We start from the raw sequence: 15,590 nt of genomic DNA, 5'->3' as shown, positions 1-15,590 counted from the left end.
CCGGCTTCGCCCGTAAGCTGACTGGGCGCTCTGTACGATGTCCGGCAGCCTTGATCTGTCACATTGCGAGTGTTTCAGCGGGCTCACCCCTTGGAAGGAAACCCTTTTATGCGCCTGAGTGCCAGTGCTATCGCGCTCGTTGTCGGACTGCTGGTCAACGCTGGGGCCCAGGCCTCTGAACTGCCACAACGCTGGGTCAGCGCCGGTGGTGCGTTGTCGGAATGGGTGACGGCCCTGGGCGGTGAGTCAAAGCTGGTGGGCGTGGATACCACCAGCCAGCATCCGGAATCCCTCAAGGCGTTGCCGAGCATTGGTTACCAGCGTCAGTTGTCGGCGGAAGGCATTCTGAGCCTGCGCCCGCAAATCCTGGTGGGCACCGAGGAAATGGGGCCGCCACCGGTGTTGGCGCAAATCCGCAATGCCGGTGTGAAAGTGGAGCTGTTTTCAGCCGAGCCGGATCTGCCGACGCTGCAGGGCAACCTTCAGCATTTGGGCAAGCTGCTGGGTAACGAAGCGAAGGCTGCAGAACTGTTCAGTGACTATCAGCAACAACTTGACCACCAAAAGAACTGGGTGGCCAAGGCCCAGGCCACTCAAAAGGCGCCTGGAGTGCTGTTGCTGCTGGGACATGCCGGCGGCAAACCGCTGATTGCGGGCAAAGACACGGCGGCTGACTGGATGTTGCAGCAGGCCGGCGGCCATAACCTGGCGACCCACGATGGTTACAAGCCGTTTTCCGTAGAGTCGCTGGCGGGGCTCAATCCTGAGGTGCTGGTGTTTGCCGATCGCGCTTTGACCGGGGATGCGGCCCGCGCCGCGTTGTTCAAGGAAAACCCGATCCTGGCTTCGACGCCAGCGGCCAAGAATGGACGCGTCTATGAACTGGACCCGACGCTGCTGGTGGGTGGGCTTGGGCCACGCTTGCCGCAAAGCCTGGTGAGGCTGTCTGCCGGGTTCTATCCGTCTCAGGCTAATACCGCCCCATGACCACTCTGGTTAAACCGCGAACCCTTTTTATCGGCTTGAGTCTGCTGTGTGTATTGGCGATCTGGTTGTCATTGGCCCTTGGACCGGTGAGTTTGCCGTTAATGGACACACTGCGGGCAGCCTTACGCTTGATGGGTGTGCCAATCGAGGCCCAAGGCCTGGAGCAGGCGGAGTTGATCCTCGGGCAGATTCGCCTGCCGCGTACGTTGCTGGGCTTGGCCGTTGGTGGGGTTCTGGCACTTTCCGGCGTTGCAATGCAGGGGCTGTTTCGCAATCCATTGGCTGATCCCGGGTTGGTCGGGGTTTCCAGCGGTGCAGCGTTGGGCGCGGCGATTGCGATTGTCGGTGGTTCGTTTTTTGGTGGTTTGCCGGATGCCCTCGGGCCTTATCTGCTGTCGTTGTGTGCCTTCCTCGGCGGTTTGGGGGTAACAGCGCTGGTCTATCGCCTGGGGCGGCGCAACGGCCAAACCAACGTCGCGACCATGTTGCTGGCGGGTATCGCCCTGACGGCGCTCGCCAGTTCGGCGGTGGGCCTGTTCACCTACCTGGCAGATGACGCTACCTTGCGCACCCTGACGTTCTGGAACCTGGGCAGCCTGAATGGCGCCAGCTACTCGCGCTTATGGCCGCTGCTGCTGGTCAGCGCCGGCGTAGCACTGTGGCTGCCACGCCGGGCCAAGGCGCTGAATGCACTCCTGCTGGGTGAGTCGGAAGCCAGTCACTTGGGCATTGATGTTGAAGGCCTCAAGCGCGAACTGGTGTTCTGCACCGCGCTGGGCGTGGGCGCGGCCGTGGCGGCTGCGGGGATGATCGGCTTTGTCGGGCTGGTGGTGCCGCATCTGGTACGCCTGCTGGCGGGGCCGGATCATCGGGTGCTGCTGCCAGCCTCGGTGCTGGCGGGGGCGAGTTTGCTGTTGTTTGCCGATCTGGTGGCGCGCCTGGCCTTGGCGCCGGCGGAATTACCGATCGGCATTGTTACCGCGTTTATCGGTGCGCCGTTTTTCCTCTACCTGTTGTTACGAGGGCGCGCCTGATGCTGCGAGTAGAAGACCTGCAGATCTGCCGTGGGCGCAAAACTGTGCTGGCGGACATCACCCTGGACCTGTTGCCAGGAGAAGTGCTCGGCGTATTGGGCCCCAACGGTGCGGGAAAAAGTACATTGCTCGGTGCGTTATGCGGCGAGTTGCAGCCCGACCAAGGCCGTGTGTGGCTGGATCAGCGTGAGTTGAAAGACTGGGGCGGAGCGCAGCGTGCCCAGCGGCTGGCGGTGTTGCCGCAGACCTCGACCCTGGACTTTGCCTTTCGCGTCGAAGAGGTGGTGGGCATGGGGCGCTTGCCTCATCAGACGGGCCGGGTGCGTGACGATGAAATCATCAATGCTGCCTTGCAGGCTGCCGACGTTAGCCATTTGAGCGGGCGCAGCTATCTGGCGTTGTCGGGCGGCGAGCGGCAGCGTGTGCACCTCGCACGGGTGCTGGCGCAGCTATGGCCGGGTGAAGCGGGGCAGACCTTGTTGCTGGATGAGCCGACGTCAATGCTTGACCCGCTGCACCAGCACACCACCTTGCAGGCGATCCGCCGCTTTGCCGACCGTGGCGCGGCGGTGCTGGTGATCCTTCACGACCTGAACCTGGCGGCGCGCTACTGTGATCGCATCCTGTTGCTGGAGGATGGCCGGCCCCATGCGTTGGACACACCGGCACAGGTGTTGCGGCCTGAGCCGCTGAAGGCGGTATTCGGGCTGGATGTGTTGGTGCAGCCGCATCCGGAGCGCGGCCATCCGTTGATCATTGCCCGCTGAAAATCGCCGCAGTTTTTTATGGGCAAAAAAAGACCCGGCAAGAGCCGGGTCAAATAACCGTGATTAGCCTGATGAGGAGATAATCTGAGAGTCCGAACCAATGGTCTTTCAGTTATCGGCTGATCTCGCGACCAGTTGTGATAATCATAACGATTCTCATTTGAGAGTCAACATTTGTTTTTGCGGTCTCTTCGAATTTCCTCAAACTTCTGTTTGGAATCCCCGTAAACGCGGGTGCAAGTTGGCATCTCAATTCTTTTGGCGTGCCGTCAGAGCGTCCAGCTGACGATTTAAAGCTTCCTTGCGTTCAACGGGAATGTCATTCCAGTGCACATCCATCAGCGCGCCTTCAATGGCATACAACAACACTTTGGATGCCCTGAAACCGCGGGTGCGTACGGCACGGTACGCGTCGACTGCCCCCAGGCGGCGTAGGTCGGACGCACTGTGGATGCCCACCGCATGCAGCCATTGCGCCGACGTCTTGCCAAGGTTTTTCAGGTGTTGCAGCTCATCATTCATCAAGCCTCCTTGCGACGGCCGAATGGTTCGGTGGGTATCGTGACCAGGCAAGCCTGAAAGGAGTGTAGCGCTCAGTAGGAAAAGCGTAGTTCTTTGGTCGGCAACGACCTAAAAGCTTCTAAGGCAGGCGGGGGTTTTAGCGTAGGAAAGGGTGAAGCCCCCGGTACGCCCTGTGCGTAGCCGGGAGCCGATGCAGCGGCTTAGCGAGTGCGGTAGCGCAGGCGTGTGCCGAAATTGACGGACATCAGGATCTCATCGGCGCTTAACTCAGGGGGGAAATAAGTGCCGGAGATCTGGGCATGCGCCAGGCTCGCCCCTTCCAGTGGGCAGTCACGCAAATCCAGGCCGCGCAAGTCGGCGGAGCGGAAATAAGCGTCGGTGAAATCCACGCCATCGGCATTCAGGTCGCGCAGGTCCAGGCCGCGAAAGTCGCCACCGCGCATATCGATGGTGCCGTCTTTCGGACGCTCCTGGTTGAAGCCGCGGATATCATCTTTATGCAGAAGCGCGTACAGCGGGGTATCAAGTAGCTTCGGCTGGCTCACAATGGCGACTCCCGTGTTGGAATTATGGCGCCATTATAGTGCCACTATTTCTCGGCCGTGAGCCCCGGAAGGCTGCACGACCAAGAAATATTTCTTACAGCCCCGGCAGACGCTGGCGAATATGTGCCACCAATGCGTCCAGGGTCCCGCTTTCATTGGTCTCCACGCGCTTGCTGAGCAGCAACTCCTCGGCGCTGAGCGGGTCACGGGTGGCCTGCTGTTCTTCGATGATGGCCAGGGTGGCGTCGGAGGGGTCGTTCTTGTCTGCCTGACGTTGTGCCAGCCAAGCGGCGATTACCGCCTGTGGCGCATTGCAGTCAAGGATCAGGAATGGCGCGCCGGTGGCCTCGGCGATCTTGGCCGCCGCGTCGCGTTGTTCTCGCTTGAGGAAGGTCGCGTCCAATACCACCGGGAAACCGGCGCGCAGTACGGTGTCGGCGATTTCGTTCAGGCGCGCGTAGGTCGCGGCGCTGGCGTCTGCGGCGTAGATCCCGGCCTGCGGCGTGTTCTCGACCTTCTGCTCGCCGAACAGGCGCTTGCGCTCTACGTCCGAACGCAGGCGAATCGCCCCCAATGCTTCTACGAGGCGCATGGATACATGGCTTTTGCCAACGGCCGATACCCCATGGGTGATGGCCAGGAAGCGCGACGGGATGGTGCTGTAGCTTTCTGCCAGGTTGGCGTAGTTGCGGTACTGGCGCAGGGTGGTAGCGCGCTGCACCGCGTCCGCCTCGGAAGGCATGCTGAACAGCGCGATCTTCGCGCGTACCAGAGCGCGGTAGGCTTTATAGAAGTTCAGTACTTCCAGGCCTTGATAGTCGCCGGTCAGCTCCAGGTATTGGCTGATGAAGCGTCGTGCCAGGCTCTTGAGGCCGCGGTCTTCCAGGTCCATCGCCAGGAAGCCGGTGTCGGCATACACGTCGGTGAAGCGGAACGGCTCGTTGAACTCGATGCAGTCGAAGATCACCACGTGGCCATCAATCATCGTGGCGTTGCCCAGGTGGATATCACCGTGGCATTCACGGGTGAAGCCATTGAGCTTGCGTTGTTCGAACAGTGGCTTGAGGCGCTCGAAACTGCTTTCGGCCCAGGCCTGCAAGGCGTCCAGTTGTGCCAGGTCGGCCTTGTCGCTGAGGAACGGACGGATCTGCTCGAAGTTCTGCAGCACCGGTGCCATGACATCGTGCGGCGTGCCAGCAGAGTTAGTGGCCGGCACTTTCGGGGCATTCAGGTGAAAATGCGCGATCTGCCTGGCCATTTCGTCGATGTGCGCGCTGGTCAGTTCGCCGTTGGCCTGCAGAGTGCTGAGCAGTTGGCTTTGCGGGAACTGGCGCATTTTCAGCATGTAGTCGACCACCGGACCGTCGCCGCCCAACTGCGGTGCCTCGGCGCTACCGGTGATCGGCAACACTTCAAGATACAAATCATCGGTCAGGCGCTGGTTGAGGCGCAGCTCTTCATTGCAGAAGTGTCCGCGGGCTTGCAGGGTGGTGAAATCGAGGAAGCCGAAATTCACCGGCTTCTTCATCTTGTAAGCATAGGGCCCAGTGAGCAGGACCCAGGAAATATGGGTCTCGATGACTTGGAACTGATCCACCGGATGGGGAAACAGGGCCGGGTTTTGCAGGGCAGCAATCAGGGACTGGCTCACGGGCGATCCTTCAGAGTCTGGGAAAATTCATGGCGGGCATTATGGCTCCTACAGGCGGTCGTGCAAACCGCTGTCCGGCTCATGTTGGTCATCAATAAAGTGCGTATAATCCGCCGCCATGACTCGTACCCGATCTCCCCGTTCCCGTAAAAAACCTCCTTCCCGCGGCCTGCGCCCTTGGCTGGGCTGGGCGCTTAAGCTCAGCCTGGTAGGGCTTGTCGTGATCGCCGGCTTCGCGGTTTACCTCGATGCCGTGGTCCAGGAGAAGTTCTCCGGCAAGCGCTGGACCATTCCGGCCAAGGTCTACGCGCGCCCGCTGGAACTGTTCAGCGGCCAGAAGCTGAGCAAGGATGACTTCCTCACCGAGCTCGATGCCCTGGGCTATCGCCGCGAACCCGTGAGCAATGGCCCCGGCGCCGCTGCCGTCAGCGGCAACACGGTTGACCTGAACACCCGCGGCTTCCAGTTCTATGAAGGCCTGGAAAAACCCCAGCCGGTGCGCGTGCGTTTCTCTGGCGACTACGTAGCCGAACTGTCCTCGCTCAACGGCTCGAAGTTGCCGGTGGTGCGCCTGGAACCCTTAATGATCGGTGGGATTTATCCGAAAAACCTGGAAGACCGCATCCTGATCAAGATCGATCAGGTGCCGCCTTACCTGCTGGATACCCTGATCGCCGTCGAAGACCGGGATTTCTACAGCCACTGGGGCGTATCACCGAAGTCCATCGCGCGCGCCATCTGGGTCAACACCTCCGGCGGCAAGATGACCCAGGGCGGCAGTACGCTGACACAGCAATTGGTCAAGAACTTCTACCTGACCAACGAGCGCAGCCTGACCCGCAAGCTGACCGAAGCCATGATGGCGATGCTGCTGGAGCTGCACTACAGCAAGCAGGAAATTCTTGAGGCGTACCTCAATGAAGTATTCGTTGGCCAGGATGGTCAGCGTGCCGTCCACGGTTTTGGTCTGGCCAGCCAGTTCTTCTTCGGCCAGCCGTTGTCCGAGCTGAAGTTGCACCAGGTGGCGCTGCTGGTGGGCATGGTCAAGGGGCCGTCCTACTACAACCCGCGTCGCAACCCGGAGCGGGCGCTGGAGCGCCGTAACCTGGTGCTGGATGTACTTGAGCAGCAAGGTGTCGCCACCCCTGAACAAGTGGCCGCCGCGAAGAAAATGCCACTGGGTGTAACCACCCGCGGCAAGCTCGCCGACAGCTCCTTCCCGGGCTTTATCGACCTGGTCAAACGCCAACTGCGTGAAGACTACCGCGACGAAGACTTGACCGAAGAAGGCCTGCGGATCTTCACCAGTTTCGACCCGATCCTGCAGATGAAGGCCGAAGCGTCGGTCAATGACACCTTCAAACGCCTGACAGGTCGTAAAGGCTCTGACGACGTCGAGGCTGCGATGGTGGTGACCAACCCGGAAACCGGCGAAGTCCAGGCCATGATCGGCAGTCGCCAGGCCAGCTTTGCCGGGTTCAACCGGGCGCTGGACGCGGTGCGGCCGATTGGCTCGCTGGTCAAGCCGGCGGTGTACCTGACCGCGCTGGAAAAACCGAGCAAGTACACGCTGACCAGTTGGCTGTCCGATGACCCGCTGTCGGTCAAAGGGGCTGATGGCCAGATGTGGACGCCGCATAACTTTGATCGTCGCTCCCACGGTACGATTTTCCTGTACCAGGGCTTGGCGCATTCCTACAACATCTCGACTTCCCGCCTCGGCCTTGAACTGGGCGTGCCGAACGTGCTCAAGACGCTCGGCCGGTTGGGCATCACTCGTGAGTTCCCGGCGTTCCCATCGATGCTGTTGGGTGCGGGCGCGATGAGTCCGATGGAAGTGGCGACCATGTACCAGACCCTGGCCAACGGTGGTTTCAATACGCCGATGCGTGGGATCCGGAGCGTGTTGACGGCCGAAGGCGAACCGCTCAAGCGCTATCCGTTCCAGATTCAGCAACGCTTTGACCCGGCCTCGATCTACCTGATCCAGAACGCCATGCAGCGCGTGATGCGCGAAGGTACCGGGCGCTCGGCCTACAACGTGCTGCCGGCCAACCTGACACTGGCTGGCAAGAGCGGTACCAGTAACGATTCGCGGGACAGCTGGTTCGCAGGTTTCAGCCAGGACCTGCTGGCAGTGGTTTGGCTGGGGCGTGATGACAACGGCAAGACGCCGTTTACCGGTGCCACCGGCGCGTTGCAGGTATGGACCAGTTTCATGAAAAAGGCCGATCCACTGCCGCTGAACATGCCGCAGCCGGACAATATCGTCCAGGCCTGGATCGATCCGCACACCGGCCAGGGTTCCGATGCCAACTGTCCGGGCGCGGTGCAGATGCCGTATATTCGCGGCAGCGAGCCACCACCCGGTGCAGCGTGCGGAGCCAGTGCGCCCGCCAGTGCTGAATCGGTGATGGATTGGGTCAAGGGCTGGATGAATTAAGCAAAGAGGGTTTCACGTGAACAAGTTGTTGATTCCAGCTATTACAGTTTTGGCATTGCTCGGTGGTTGCGCCAGCGTGGAGCGGGGCTCTATTCCGGTGGTGGACTCCAGTACAACGGTGTCCAACAACGACCGGATCTCGGCCAACGGCGGCTTCCGCCAAACCGTTACCAACCGCCCTGCCCAGGCCCGGCCCCAGGCGCAAGCCGTGCCTCAGGACTCTGGTGTAGTGGTGATGATCCCGGGTGGCGGCGCTGCCACCTCGGCTCCGATCAGTACTCAGCCGTGGACCCCAGGCCCAAGTACATCGGGCCCGATCGACGCCACGCCGATTCAAACGGCACCGATCAACCAGGGCACCTACAACATGCCGTCGACGCCGAGTGGAATTCCTTCCGCCAGCAGTGCCGGCGGCCTGTCAGCCGATGAGCAGTTGGATGGCCCGGTGCTGGCGTTGCTCACCACTGCCCAACAGCAGCAGTCGGGCGGCGATCTGAACGGCGCATCGTCGAGCCTTGAGCGCGCCCAGCGCGTGGCACCGCGTGAACCGCAAGTGCTATACCGCCTGGCTCAGGTTCGCATGGCCCAGGGCGATGCCCCGCAAGCTGAACAATTTGCCCGTCGCGGCCTGACCCTGGCCAATGGCCGTCCAGACCTGCAGGCCAGCCTGTGGAACTTGATCGGTGATGCCCGCGAGAAGCAAGGCGATGCTGCCGGCGCCGCTCAGGCTCGGCAAAAAGCCAAGGTAAGCCTCTGATGGATGCACGCTTTCCGGCGATTGCCGAACAGTTGTTGTTGATCGAGCGCGAACTGCGCTTGCAGGGCTGGTGGGACGAAGTGTCCCCCAGTGCTGAAGCCTTGAGCAGTGTTGAGCCGTTTTCCGTCGACACACTGGACTTTCACCAGTGGCTGCAATGGATTTTCCTGACACGGATGAAGCAAATCCTCGAACAGGACCTGCCATTGCCCAATGCGTCTGGAATTCTGGAGATGGCCGAGATGGTTTACGCCGATCGGCCACTTGAGAGCCTTGGCCTGCGGACTGCGCTGAAAAAGTTCGATCAACTGATCGTCGACGCTCGTTAATTGCCTGGCTGCCGGTTTTTCCGGCAGTCTTGCGCATATTTCTACCGCTTTGCGCCATTCAGGCGAGTTTTATCCCTCCTCAAGCCCCTTTCTTCTACGTTCTCATGCGCTTAGTTGGAAAAAAGCGCAATTATTGCTTGACTTGGAGGGGCTGAAACAGAAGAATCCAAAGTCCGCTGTAGAGGGACTGCCAGAAGCAGACCCACTCAGCAGATCATGAGGCGCATACCCGCGCCGACCTGTTACACCCGCAACGCGTTACCTCGCGCTGGGTGGGAAAATCCCGCAACACTTGGGACGCTCCCAATACTTGCTCAGTCAGTGCTGACGTAGTCGGCGACCACCGTCGCTCATGCTCTGCTGAGAAGTAAACCTATTAAGACCCGTCGGTTTTTAACGGACGGTATTCTGGCGTTTTAGAGGTGAACAACGTGGAGCTTTTATCTGGCGGTGAGATGCTCGTCCGCTTTTTGCGTGACGAAGGCGTCGACTATATCTACGGGTACCCAGGTGGTGCTCTGCTGCATGTCTACGACGCACTGTTCAAGGAACCGGCTGTTACCCACATCCTGGTTCGCCACGAACAAGCTGCTACCCATATGGCTGACGGTTACGCCCGTGCCACCGGTAAAGCCGGTGTGGTACTGGTGACTTCCGGCCCTGGCGCGACCAATGCCATTACCGGCATCGCGACGGCCTATATGGACTCCATCCCGATGGTGATCATTTCCGGCCAGGTGGCGAGCACCATGGTCGGTACCGATGCATTCCAGGAAACCGACATGATCGGTATTTCCCGGCCGATCGTGAAACACAGCTTCATGATCAAGCATGCCTCGGAAATCCCGGAAGTCATGAAGAAGGCGTTCTACCTCGCACAGTCCGGTCGCCCGGGTCCTGTAGTGGTCGATATCCCGAAAGACATGACCAACCCGGCGGAAAAATTCGAATACATCTTCCCGAAGAAAGCCAAGCTGCGTTCCTACAGCCCGGCCGTTCGCGGGCACTCGGGGCAAATCCGCAAGGCGGCAGAAATGCTGTTGGCGGCCAAGCGTCCAGTGCTCTACTCGGGTGGTGGGGTGATTCTGGGCGGCGGTTCTGCACCGCTGACCGAACTGGCCAAGCTGCTCAACCTGCCAGTCACCAACACCTTGATGGGCCTTGGCGCGTTCCCGGGTTCGGACCGTCAGTTCGTCGGCATGCTCGGCATGCACGGCAGCTACACCGCCAACCTGGCCATGCACCATGCTGACGTGATCCTCGCCGTCGGTGCGCGGTTCGATGACCGGGTGATCAATGGCGCGAGCAAGTTCTGCCCGAATGCCAAGATCATCCACATCGATATCGACCCGGCATCCATCTCCAAGACCATCAAGGCCGACGTGCCTATCGTTGGTCCTGTGGAAAGCGTGCTGACCGAAATGGTCGCTGCGCTGAAGGAAATCGGCGAAGCCCCGAACAAGGATTCCGTTGCCAGCTGGTGGAAGCAGATCGACGAGTGGCGCGGTGATCGCGGCCTGTTCCCTTACGACAAGGGTGATGGCAGCGTCATCAAGCCACAGACCGTGATCGAAACCCTGTGCGAAGTGACCAAGGGCGATGCCTTTGTGACCTCCGATGTGGGCCAGCACCAGATGTTCGCGGCGCAGTACTACAAGTTCGACAAGCCTAACCGCTGGATCAACTCCGGTGGCCTGGGCACGATGGGCTTTGGTTTCCCTGCGGCCATGGGTGTGAAGCTGAGCTTTCCGGATACTGACGTTGCGTGCGTCACCGGCGAAGGCAGTATCCAGATGAACATCCAGGAACTGTCGACCTGCCTGCAATATGGCTTGCCGGTGAAGATCGTCTGCCTGAACAACGGTGTACTGGGCATGGTTCGCCAGTGGCAGGACATGAGCTACGGCAGCCGTCACTCCCATTCCTACATGGAGTCTCTGCCTGACTTCGTCAAATTGGTTGAAGCCTATGGCCATGTCGGCATGCGCATCACCGATCTGAAGGATTTGAAGCCGATGATGGAAGAGGCGTTCGCCATGAAGGACCGCCTGGTGTTCCTCGATATTCAGGTCGACACCAGCGAGCACGTCTACCCGATGCAGATCAAAGACGGCTCCATGCGCGATATGTGGCTGAACAAGACGGAGCGTACCTAATCATGCGGCACATTATCTCCCTGCTTCTGGAGAACGAACCGGGCGCTCTGTCACGTGTGGTCGGACTGTTTTCGCAACGCAACTACAACATCGAAAGCCTGACGGTGGCGCCGACCGAAGACCCGACCTTGTCGCGTCTGACGCTGACCACCGTTGGCCATGATGAGGTGATCGAGCAGATCACCAAGAACCTCAACAAGCTGATCGAAGTGGTCAAGCTGGTCGACTTGTCGGAGAGTGCCCACATCGAGCGTGAGCTGATGCTGGTCAAGGTCAAGGCCACGGGGGCACAACGGGCCGAGATCAAGCGCACTACCGACATTTATCGCGGGCAGATCGTCGATGTGAGCGCCAGCGTTTATACCGTTCAACTGACCGGTACAAGCGACAAGCTGGACAGCTTCATCCAGTCGATCGGGACGGCCTCGATTCTGGAAACTGTACGCAGTGGCGTCACCGGGATTGCTCGTGGCGACAAAGTACTCAGCATCTAACTCAAATTTAGCGAATGGCCTTAAACGGCCTGGATATATAGAGGAACCTCATGAAAGTTTATTACGATAAAGATTGTGACCTGTCGATCATCCAGGGCAAAAAAGTCGCCATCATCGGCTACGGTTCCCAGGGCCACGCTCAAGCGTGCAACCTGAAAGATTCCGGCGTTGACGTGACCGTTGGCCTGCGCAAAGGCTCGGCCACTGTTGCCAAGGCTGAGGCCCACGGCCTGAAAGTGACTGACGTTGCTTCTGCTGTTGCTGCTGCCGACCTGGTCATGATCCTGACCCCGGACGAGTTCCAGTCCGCGCTGTACAAGAACGAAATCGAGCCGAACATCAAGAAGGGCGCCACCCTGGCCTTCTCCCACGGCTTCGCGATCCACTACAACCAGGTTGTGCCGCGCGCCGACCTCGACGTGATCATGATCGCGCCGAAAGCACCGGGCCACACCGTGCGCTCCGAGTTCGTCAAAGGCGGCGGTATCCCTGACCTGATCGCGATCTACCAGGACGCCTCGGGCAACGCCAAGAACGTTGCACTGTCCTACGCTGCTGGCGTGGGTGGCGGTCGTACCGGCATCATCGAAACCACCTTCAAGGACGAGACTGAAACCGACCTGTTCGGCGAACAAGCCGTTCTGTGTGGCGGTACCGTTGAACTGGTCAAGGCCGGTTTCGAAACCCTGGTTGAAGCTGGCTACGCGCCAGAAATGGCCTACTTCGAATGCCTGCACGAACTGAAGCTGATCGTTGACCTCATGTACGAAGGCGGTATCGCCAACATGAACTACTCGATCTCCAACAACGCCGAATACGGCGAGTACGTGACTGGCCCGGAAGTGATCAACGCCGAGTCCCGTCAGGCCATGCGCAACGCCCTGAAACGTATTCAGGACGGCGAATACGCCAAAATGTTCATCAGCGAAGGTGCAACCGGCTACCCTTCGATGACCGCCAAGCGTCGTAACAACGCCGCTCACGGTATCGAGATCATCGGCGAGCAACTGCGCTCCATGATGCCGTGGATCGGTGCCAACAAGATCGTCGACAAAGCCAAAAACTAAGTCGTACGGATCAAGGGAAAACGCGGCTTAGGCCGCGTTTTTTCGTTTGCGGGGCAGGTTCTGGTATAAAGCTGCATCGTTTGCGGGCGAACACTCGCCGCAAGTTTCTGTCGAAATTTTTCACACCGTTGCAAGGTAAAGTCCATGAGCGAACGTCCCGAAGAGCCAAACCAGGCCTCTGACGCCGAAAGCCTGCTACCGATCGATGAACATGTCGAAGAAGGGCACGATGCTGAAGGCCGTAAAGTCCGGCATCGTGGCATCTATCTTCTGCCCAATCTGTTCACCACTGCGAACCTGTTCGCGGGGTTCTACTCCATCATCAATTCCATGAGTGCCCAGAGTGCGTTGGCGGCCGGCGATGCGGCCGGGGCCAGCAAGTACTTTGGTTTTGCCGCGATAGCGATCTTCGTCGCCATGGTCCTTGATGGCCTGGATGGCCGGGTTGCGCGGATGACCAACACCCAGAGTGCCTTTGGCGCCGAGTATGACTCGCTGTCGGACATGGTTGCCTTCGGTGTGGCGCCGGCGTTGCTCGCATTTGCCTGGGCGCTGGGTGATATGGGCAAGGTTGGCTGGATGGTTGCCTTCATCTATGTGGCGGGCGCGGCATTGCGTCTGGCGCGCTTTAATACCCAGGTGGGGACTGCCGACAAGCGCTACTTCATTGGCTTGGCCAGTCCGGCTGCGGCGGGTGTGGTAGCCGGTATTGTCTGGGCATTCAGCGACTACGGTATCCAGGGTTCCAAGATGTCGTTCCTGGTGGCCTTGATGGTTGCGGCGGCCGGCATGCTGATGGTCAGCAATATCAAGTACAACAGCTTCAAGGAGCTGGATCTCAAAGGGCGTGTGCCGTTTGTGGCTATCCTGGCAGTGGTGCTGGTGTTTGCCGTGGTCTTCAGTGATCCGCCGCGAATCCTGCTGCTGGCTTTCCTTGTGTATGCCGCGTCCGGCCCGGTGCAGTACCTTCTGCATCTTCGTCAGCGCAAAACGTTGCCTTAATGTAATTTCCCCCATACTCCGCAGTCTATTGGTGCATCTGTCCTCCAAAGCTGCGGAGTTGCCATGTTAATCAAGTTTCCCAAAGCGTCTGATTGCCAAGAATCGGATGTCACGCCTGAATCCCTCTATTTCTCTCGCCGCAGCTTGCTCGGTGGTGCGCTTGCCGGCCTGGCTGCCAGCAGCCTGCCGCGTTGGGCCAGTGCGGATGATGCGGCACGTTATGCCGATGTCGAGCCGGGCAATGCACCTGGCTGGTTTGCCGAAAAGCTCCCGGGTACCAAATGGCAGGCGATTACCGTCAAGGACGAGGCCATCACCCCTTTCAAGGACGCAACCCACTACAACAACTTCTATGAGTTCGGTACGGATAAGGGTGACCCTGCAGCCAATGCCGGGTCTCTGAAGACTGAGCCGTGGAGTGTGGTGATAGATGGTGAGGTCGCCAAACCTGGGCGCTATGCGCTTGAAGACTTCATGAAGCCCTATCAGTTGGAAGAGCGAATCTATCGACTGCGCTGTGTAGAGGCCTGGTCGATGGTCATTCCGTGGATAGGGTTCCCTATATCGGAACTGCTCAAGCACGTCGAGCCGACCTCGAACGCCAAGTACATTCGTTTTGAAACCCTGCAGGACCCCAAGAGCATGCCGGGGCAGCGGTCCAACTTCGCCTTGATCGACTGGCCTTATGTAGAAGGGCTGCGATTGGATGAGGCGATGAATCCCCTGGCGATCCTTGCGGTGGGCATGTATGGGCGGGAGCTGCCGAACCAGAACGGCGCGCCGTTGCGGTTGGTGGTGCCGTGGAAGTACGGATTCAAGAGCGTCAAGTCGATCGTGCGCATCAGCCTGGTCAGCGAGCAGCCGAAAACCACCTGGCAAAGTATTGCCGCGAGTGAGTATGGGTTTTACGCAAATGTGAATCCTACCGTCGACCATCCGCGTTGGACCCAGGCGCGGGAGCGGCGGTTGCCCAGCGGGCTGTTCAGTCCCAATGTGCGTGAGACACAAATGTTCAACGGCTACGCCGATGAAGTCGCTTCTCTTTATACGGGCCTCGATCTGCGGAAGAACTATTGATGCGCTATCCGATCTGGCGCATCGGCGTCTTTATAGCAGCGGCGGTGTGGCCGCTGTTCTGGCTGTACGAGGCCTGGAGCTTTGCGCTGGGACCTGACCCGGGCAAGGTGCTGATGGATCGGCTCGGGCTTGGCACCTTGATTCTGTTGTTAATAACCCTGGGTATGACACCGTTGCAGAAGCTCAGTGGTTGGGCGGGGTGGATCGCCGTGCGACGGCAACTGGGATTGTGGTGCTTTGCCTATGTGGTTTTGCATCTCGCTGCTTACTGCGTGTTTATCCTTGGGTTGGATTGGTCGCAGTTGGGGGTTGAGCTACGGAAGCGGCCTTACATTATTGTGGGTACCTTGGGATTCCTTTCTCTATTGGTGCTGGCAGTCACCTCCAACCGATACAGCCAGCGTCGCCTTGGTGTGCGCTGGAAGAAACTGCATCGTTTGGTTTACGTGATTCTCGGGCTTGGTTTGCTGCATATGCTGTGGATCGTGCGGGCAGATCTCAAGGAGTGGGCTATCTATGCATCTATAGGGGCGCTGCTTCTGGTCCTGCGTATACCACCGGTGACGCGCCGAATTCCCCGTCTTATTGCTAAAAAACCATCTTCTGCAACAAAAGCGTAATTAACCCTTGACGGCAGATTCTGGAAGTCTATAATTCGCCCCACTTCCGGCGCAGTCGAAACGGAAAACTCCTTGGCAAACAAAGAGTTATGTAGGTTTCGACAGCGAGTTGCTTCAGGTCATCGAAGCCCAGAAGGAG

General features: G+C 59.3%; 15 protein-coding genes. 12 read left to right on the top strand and 3 right to left on the bottom strand.

Annotated features, from left to right (window positions below; translation table 11 throughout):
- Window positions 1-108: 108 nt before the first annotated feature.
- From HX869_RS09405 to HX869_RS09395, 3 genes are read left to right on the top strand one after another with little or no spacing between them, the layout of a single operon-like run.
- On the top strand, window positions 109-987 hold the full coding sequence (locus HX869_RS09405) for a hemin ABC transporter substrate-binding protein (RefSeq protein ID WP_177040627.1): 879 nt from the start codon (window positions 109-111) through the stop codon (window positions 985-987).
- Entirely contained in the window at window positions 984-2,021 is a 1,038-nt protein-coding gene (locus HX869_RS09400) for an iron ABC transporter permease (RefSeq protein ID WP_003212144.1), read from the top strand. The genes HX869_RS09405 and HX869_RS09400 overlap by 4 nt, the downstream gene beginning before the upstream one ends.
- A complete protein-coding gene (locus HX869_RS09395; protein ID WP_134325723.1) occupies window positions 2,021-2,788 on the top strand; it encodes a heme ABC transporter ATP-binding protein in 768 nt (255 codons plus the stop codon). The genes HX869_RS09400 and HX869_RS09395 overlap by 1 nt, the downstream gene beginning before the upstream one ends.
- A 249-nt stretch (window positions 2,789-3,037) precedes the next feature.
- Here HX869_RS09395 and HX869_RS09390 read toward each other — a convergent pair whose 3' ends face one another.
- The 3 genes from HX869_RS09390 to HX869_RS09380 all read right to left on the bottom strand — a co-directional run bounded on the left by HX869_RS09390 (window position 3,038) and on the right by HX869_RS09380 (window position 5,506).
- A complete protein-coding gene (locus tag HX869_RS09390; RefSeq protein ID WP_003212140.1) occupies window positions 3,038-3,310 on the bottom strand; it encodes a TfoX/Sxy family protein in 273 nt (90 codons plus the stop codon).
- A gap of 200 nt (window positions 3,311-3,510) precedes the next feature.
- Entirely contained in the window at window positions 3,511-3,855 is a 345-nt protein-coding gene (locus HX869_RS09385) for a pentapeptide repeat-containing protein (RefSeq protein ID WP_003212138.1), read from the bottom strand.
- A 94-nt stretch (window positions 3,856-3,949) separates the two neighbouring features.
- A complete protein-coding gene (locus HX869_RS09380) occupies window positions 3,950-5,506 on the bottom strand; it encodes a bifunctional aminoglycoside phosphotransferase/ATP-binding protein (protein WP_003212136.1) in 1,557 nt (518 codons plus the stop codon).
- Between the two features lie 118 nt (window positions 5,507-5,624).
- On the opposite strand from HX869_RS09380, the gene mrcB reads away from it, so the two are divergent.
- The 9 genes from mrcB (at window position 5,625) to msrQ (ending at window position 15,451) form a co-directional block, all read left to right on the top strand.
- Window positions 5,625-7,949, top strand: coding sequence for a penicillin-binding protein 1B (gene mrcB / locus HX869_RS09375; RefSeq protein ID WP_102604517.1), 2,325 nt, complete (start codon window positions 5,625-5,627; stop codon window positions 7,947-7,949).
- Between the two features lie 16 nt (window positions 7,950-7,965).
- Window positions 7,966-8,706, top strand: a complete 741-nt coding sequence (locus HX869_RS09370; protein WP_177021514.1) for a M48 family metallopeptidase — start codon at window positions 7,966-7,968, stop codon at window positions 8,704-8,706.
- A complete protein-coding gene (locus tag HX869_RS09365) occupies window positions 8,706-9,035 on the top strand; it encodes a YqcC family protein (protein WP_003212129.1) in 330 nt (109 codons plus the stop codon). Before HX869_RS09370 ends, HX869_RS09365 begins: the two co-directional genes overlap by 1 nt.
- 431 nt (window positions 9,036-9,466) lie before the next feature.
- Window positions 9,467-11,191 (top strand): acetolactate synthase 3 large subunit, encoded by a 1,725-nt coding sequence (locus HX869_RS09360; protein ID WP_008436892.1) that lies wholly within the window; start codon window positions 9,467-9,469, stop codon window positions 11,189-11,191.
- Between the two features lie 2 nt (window positions 11,192-11,193).
- Window positions 11,194-11,685, top strand: a complete 492-nt coding sequence (ilvN, locus tag HX869_RS09355) for an acetolactate synthase small subunit (RefSeq protein WP_003176102.1) — start codon at window positions 11,194-11,196, stop codon at window positions 11,683-11,685.
- Window positions 11,686-11,735: 50 nt separating this feature from the next.
- On the top strand, window positions 11,736-12,752 hold the full coding sequence (gene ilvC, locus HX869_RS09350; RefSeq protein ID WP_003212125.1) for a ketol-acid reductoisomerase: 1,017 nt from the start codon (window positions 11,736-11,738) through the stop codon (window positions 12,750-12,752).
- 144 nt (window positions 12,753-12,896) lie between these two features.
- A complete protein-coding gene (gene pssA / locus HX869_RS09345; RefSeq protein ID WP_003212123.1) occupies window positions 12,897-13,754 on the top strand; it encodes a CDP-diacylglycerol--serine O-phosphatidyltransferase in 858 nt (285 codons plus the stop codon).
- A 63-nt stretch (window positions 13,755-13,817) separates the two neighbouring features.
- Window positions 13,818-14,831: a protein-methionine-sulfoxide reductase catalytic subunit MsrP gene (gene msrP / locus HX869_RS09340; protein ID WP_003212121.1), complete on the top strand. Its 1,014-nt coding sequence runs from the start codon at window positions 13,818-13,820 to the stop codon at window positions 14,829-14,831.
- Complete coding sequence (msrQ, locus tag HX869_RS09335; protein WP_177021513.1) at window positions 14,831-15,451, top strand: protein-methionine-sulfoxide reductase heme-binding subunit MsrQ; 621 nt, start codon at window positions 14,831-14,833, stop codon at window positions 15,449-15,451. The genes msrP and msrQ overlap by 1 nt, the downstream gene beginning before the upstream one ends.
- Window positions 15,452-15,590: the final 139 nt, after the last annotated feature.

The organism is Pseudomonas sp. P7779 (assembly GCF_013386315.1).
Lineage (GTDB): Bacteria > Pseudomonadota > Gammaproteobacteria > Pseudomonadales > Pseudomonadaceae > Aquipseudomonas.
The sequence above is the reverse complement of the archived record's forward strand: the minus strand, read 5'-3'. Positions and strand labels throughout refer to the sequence as shown.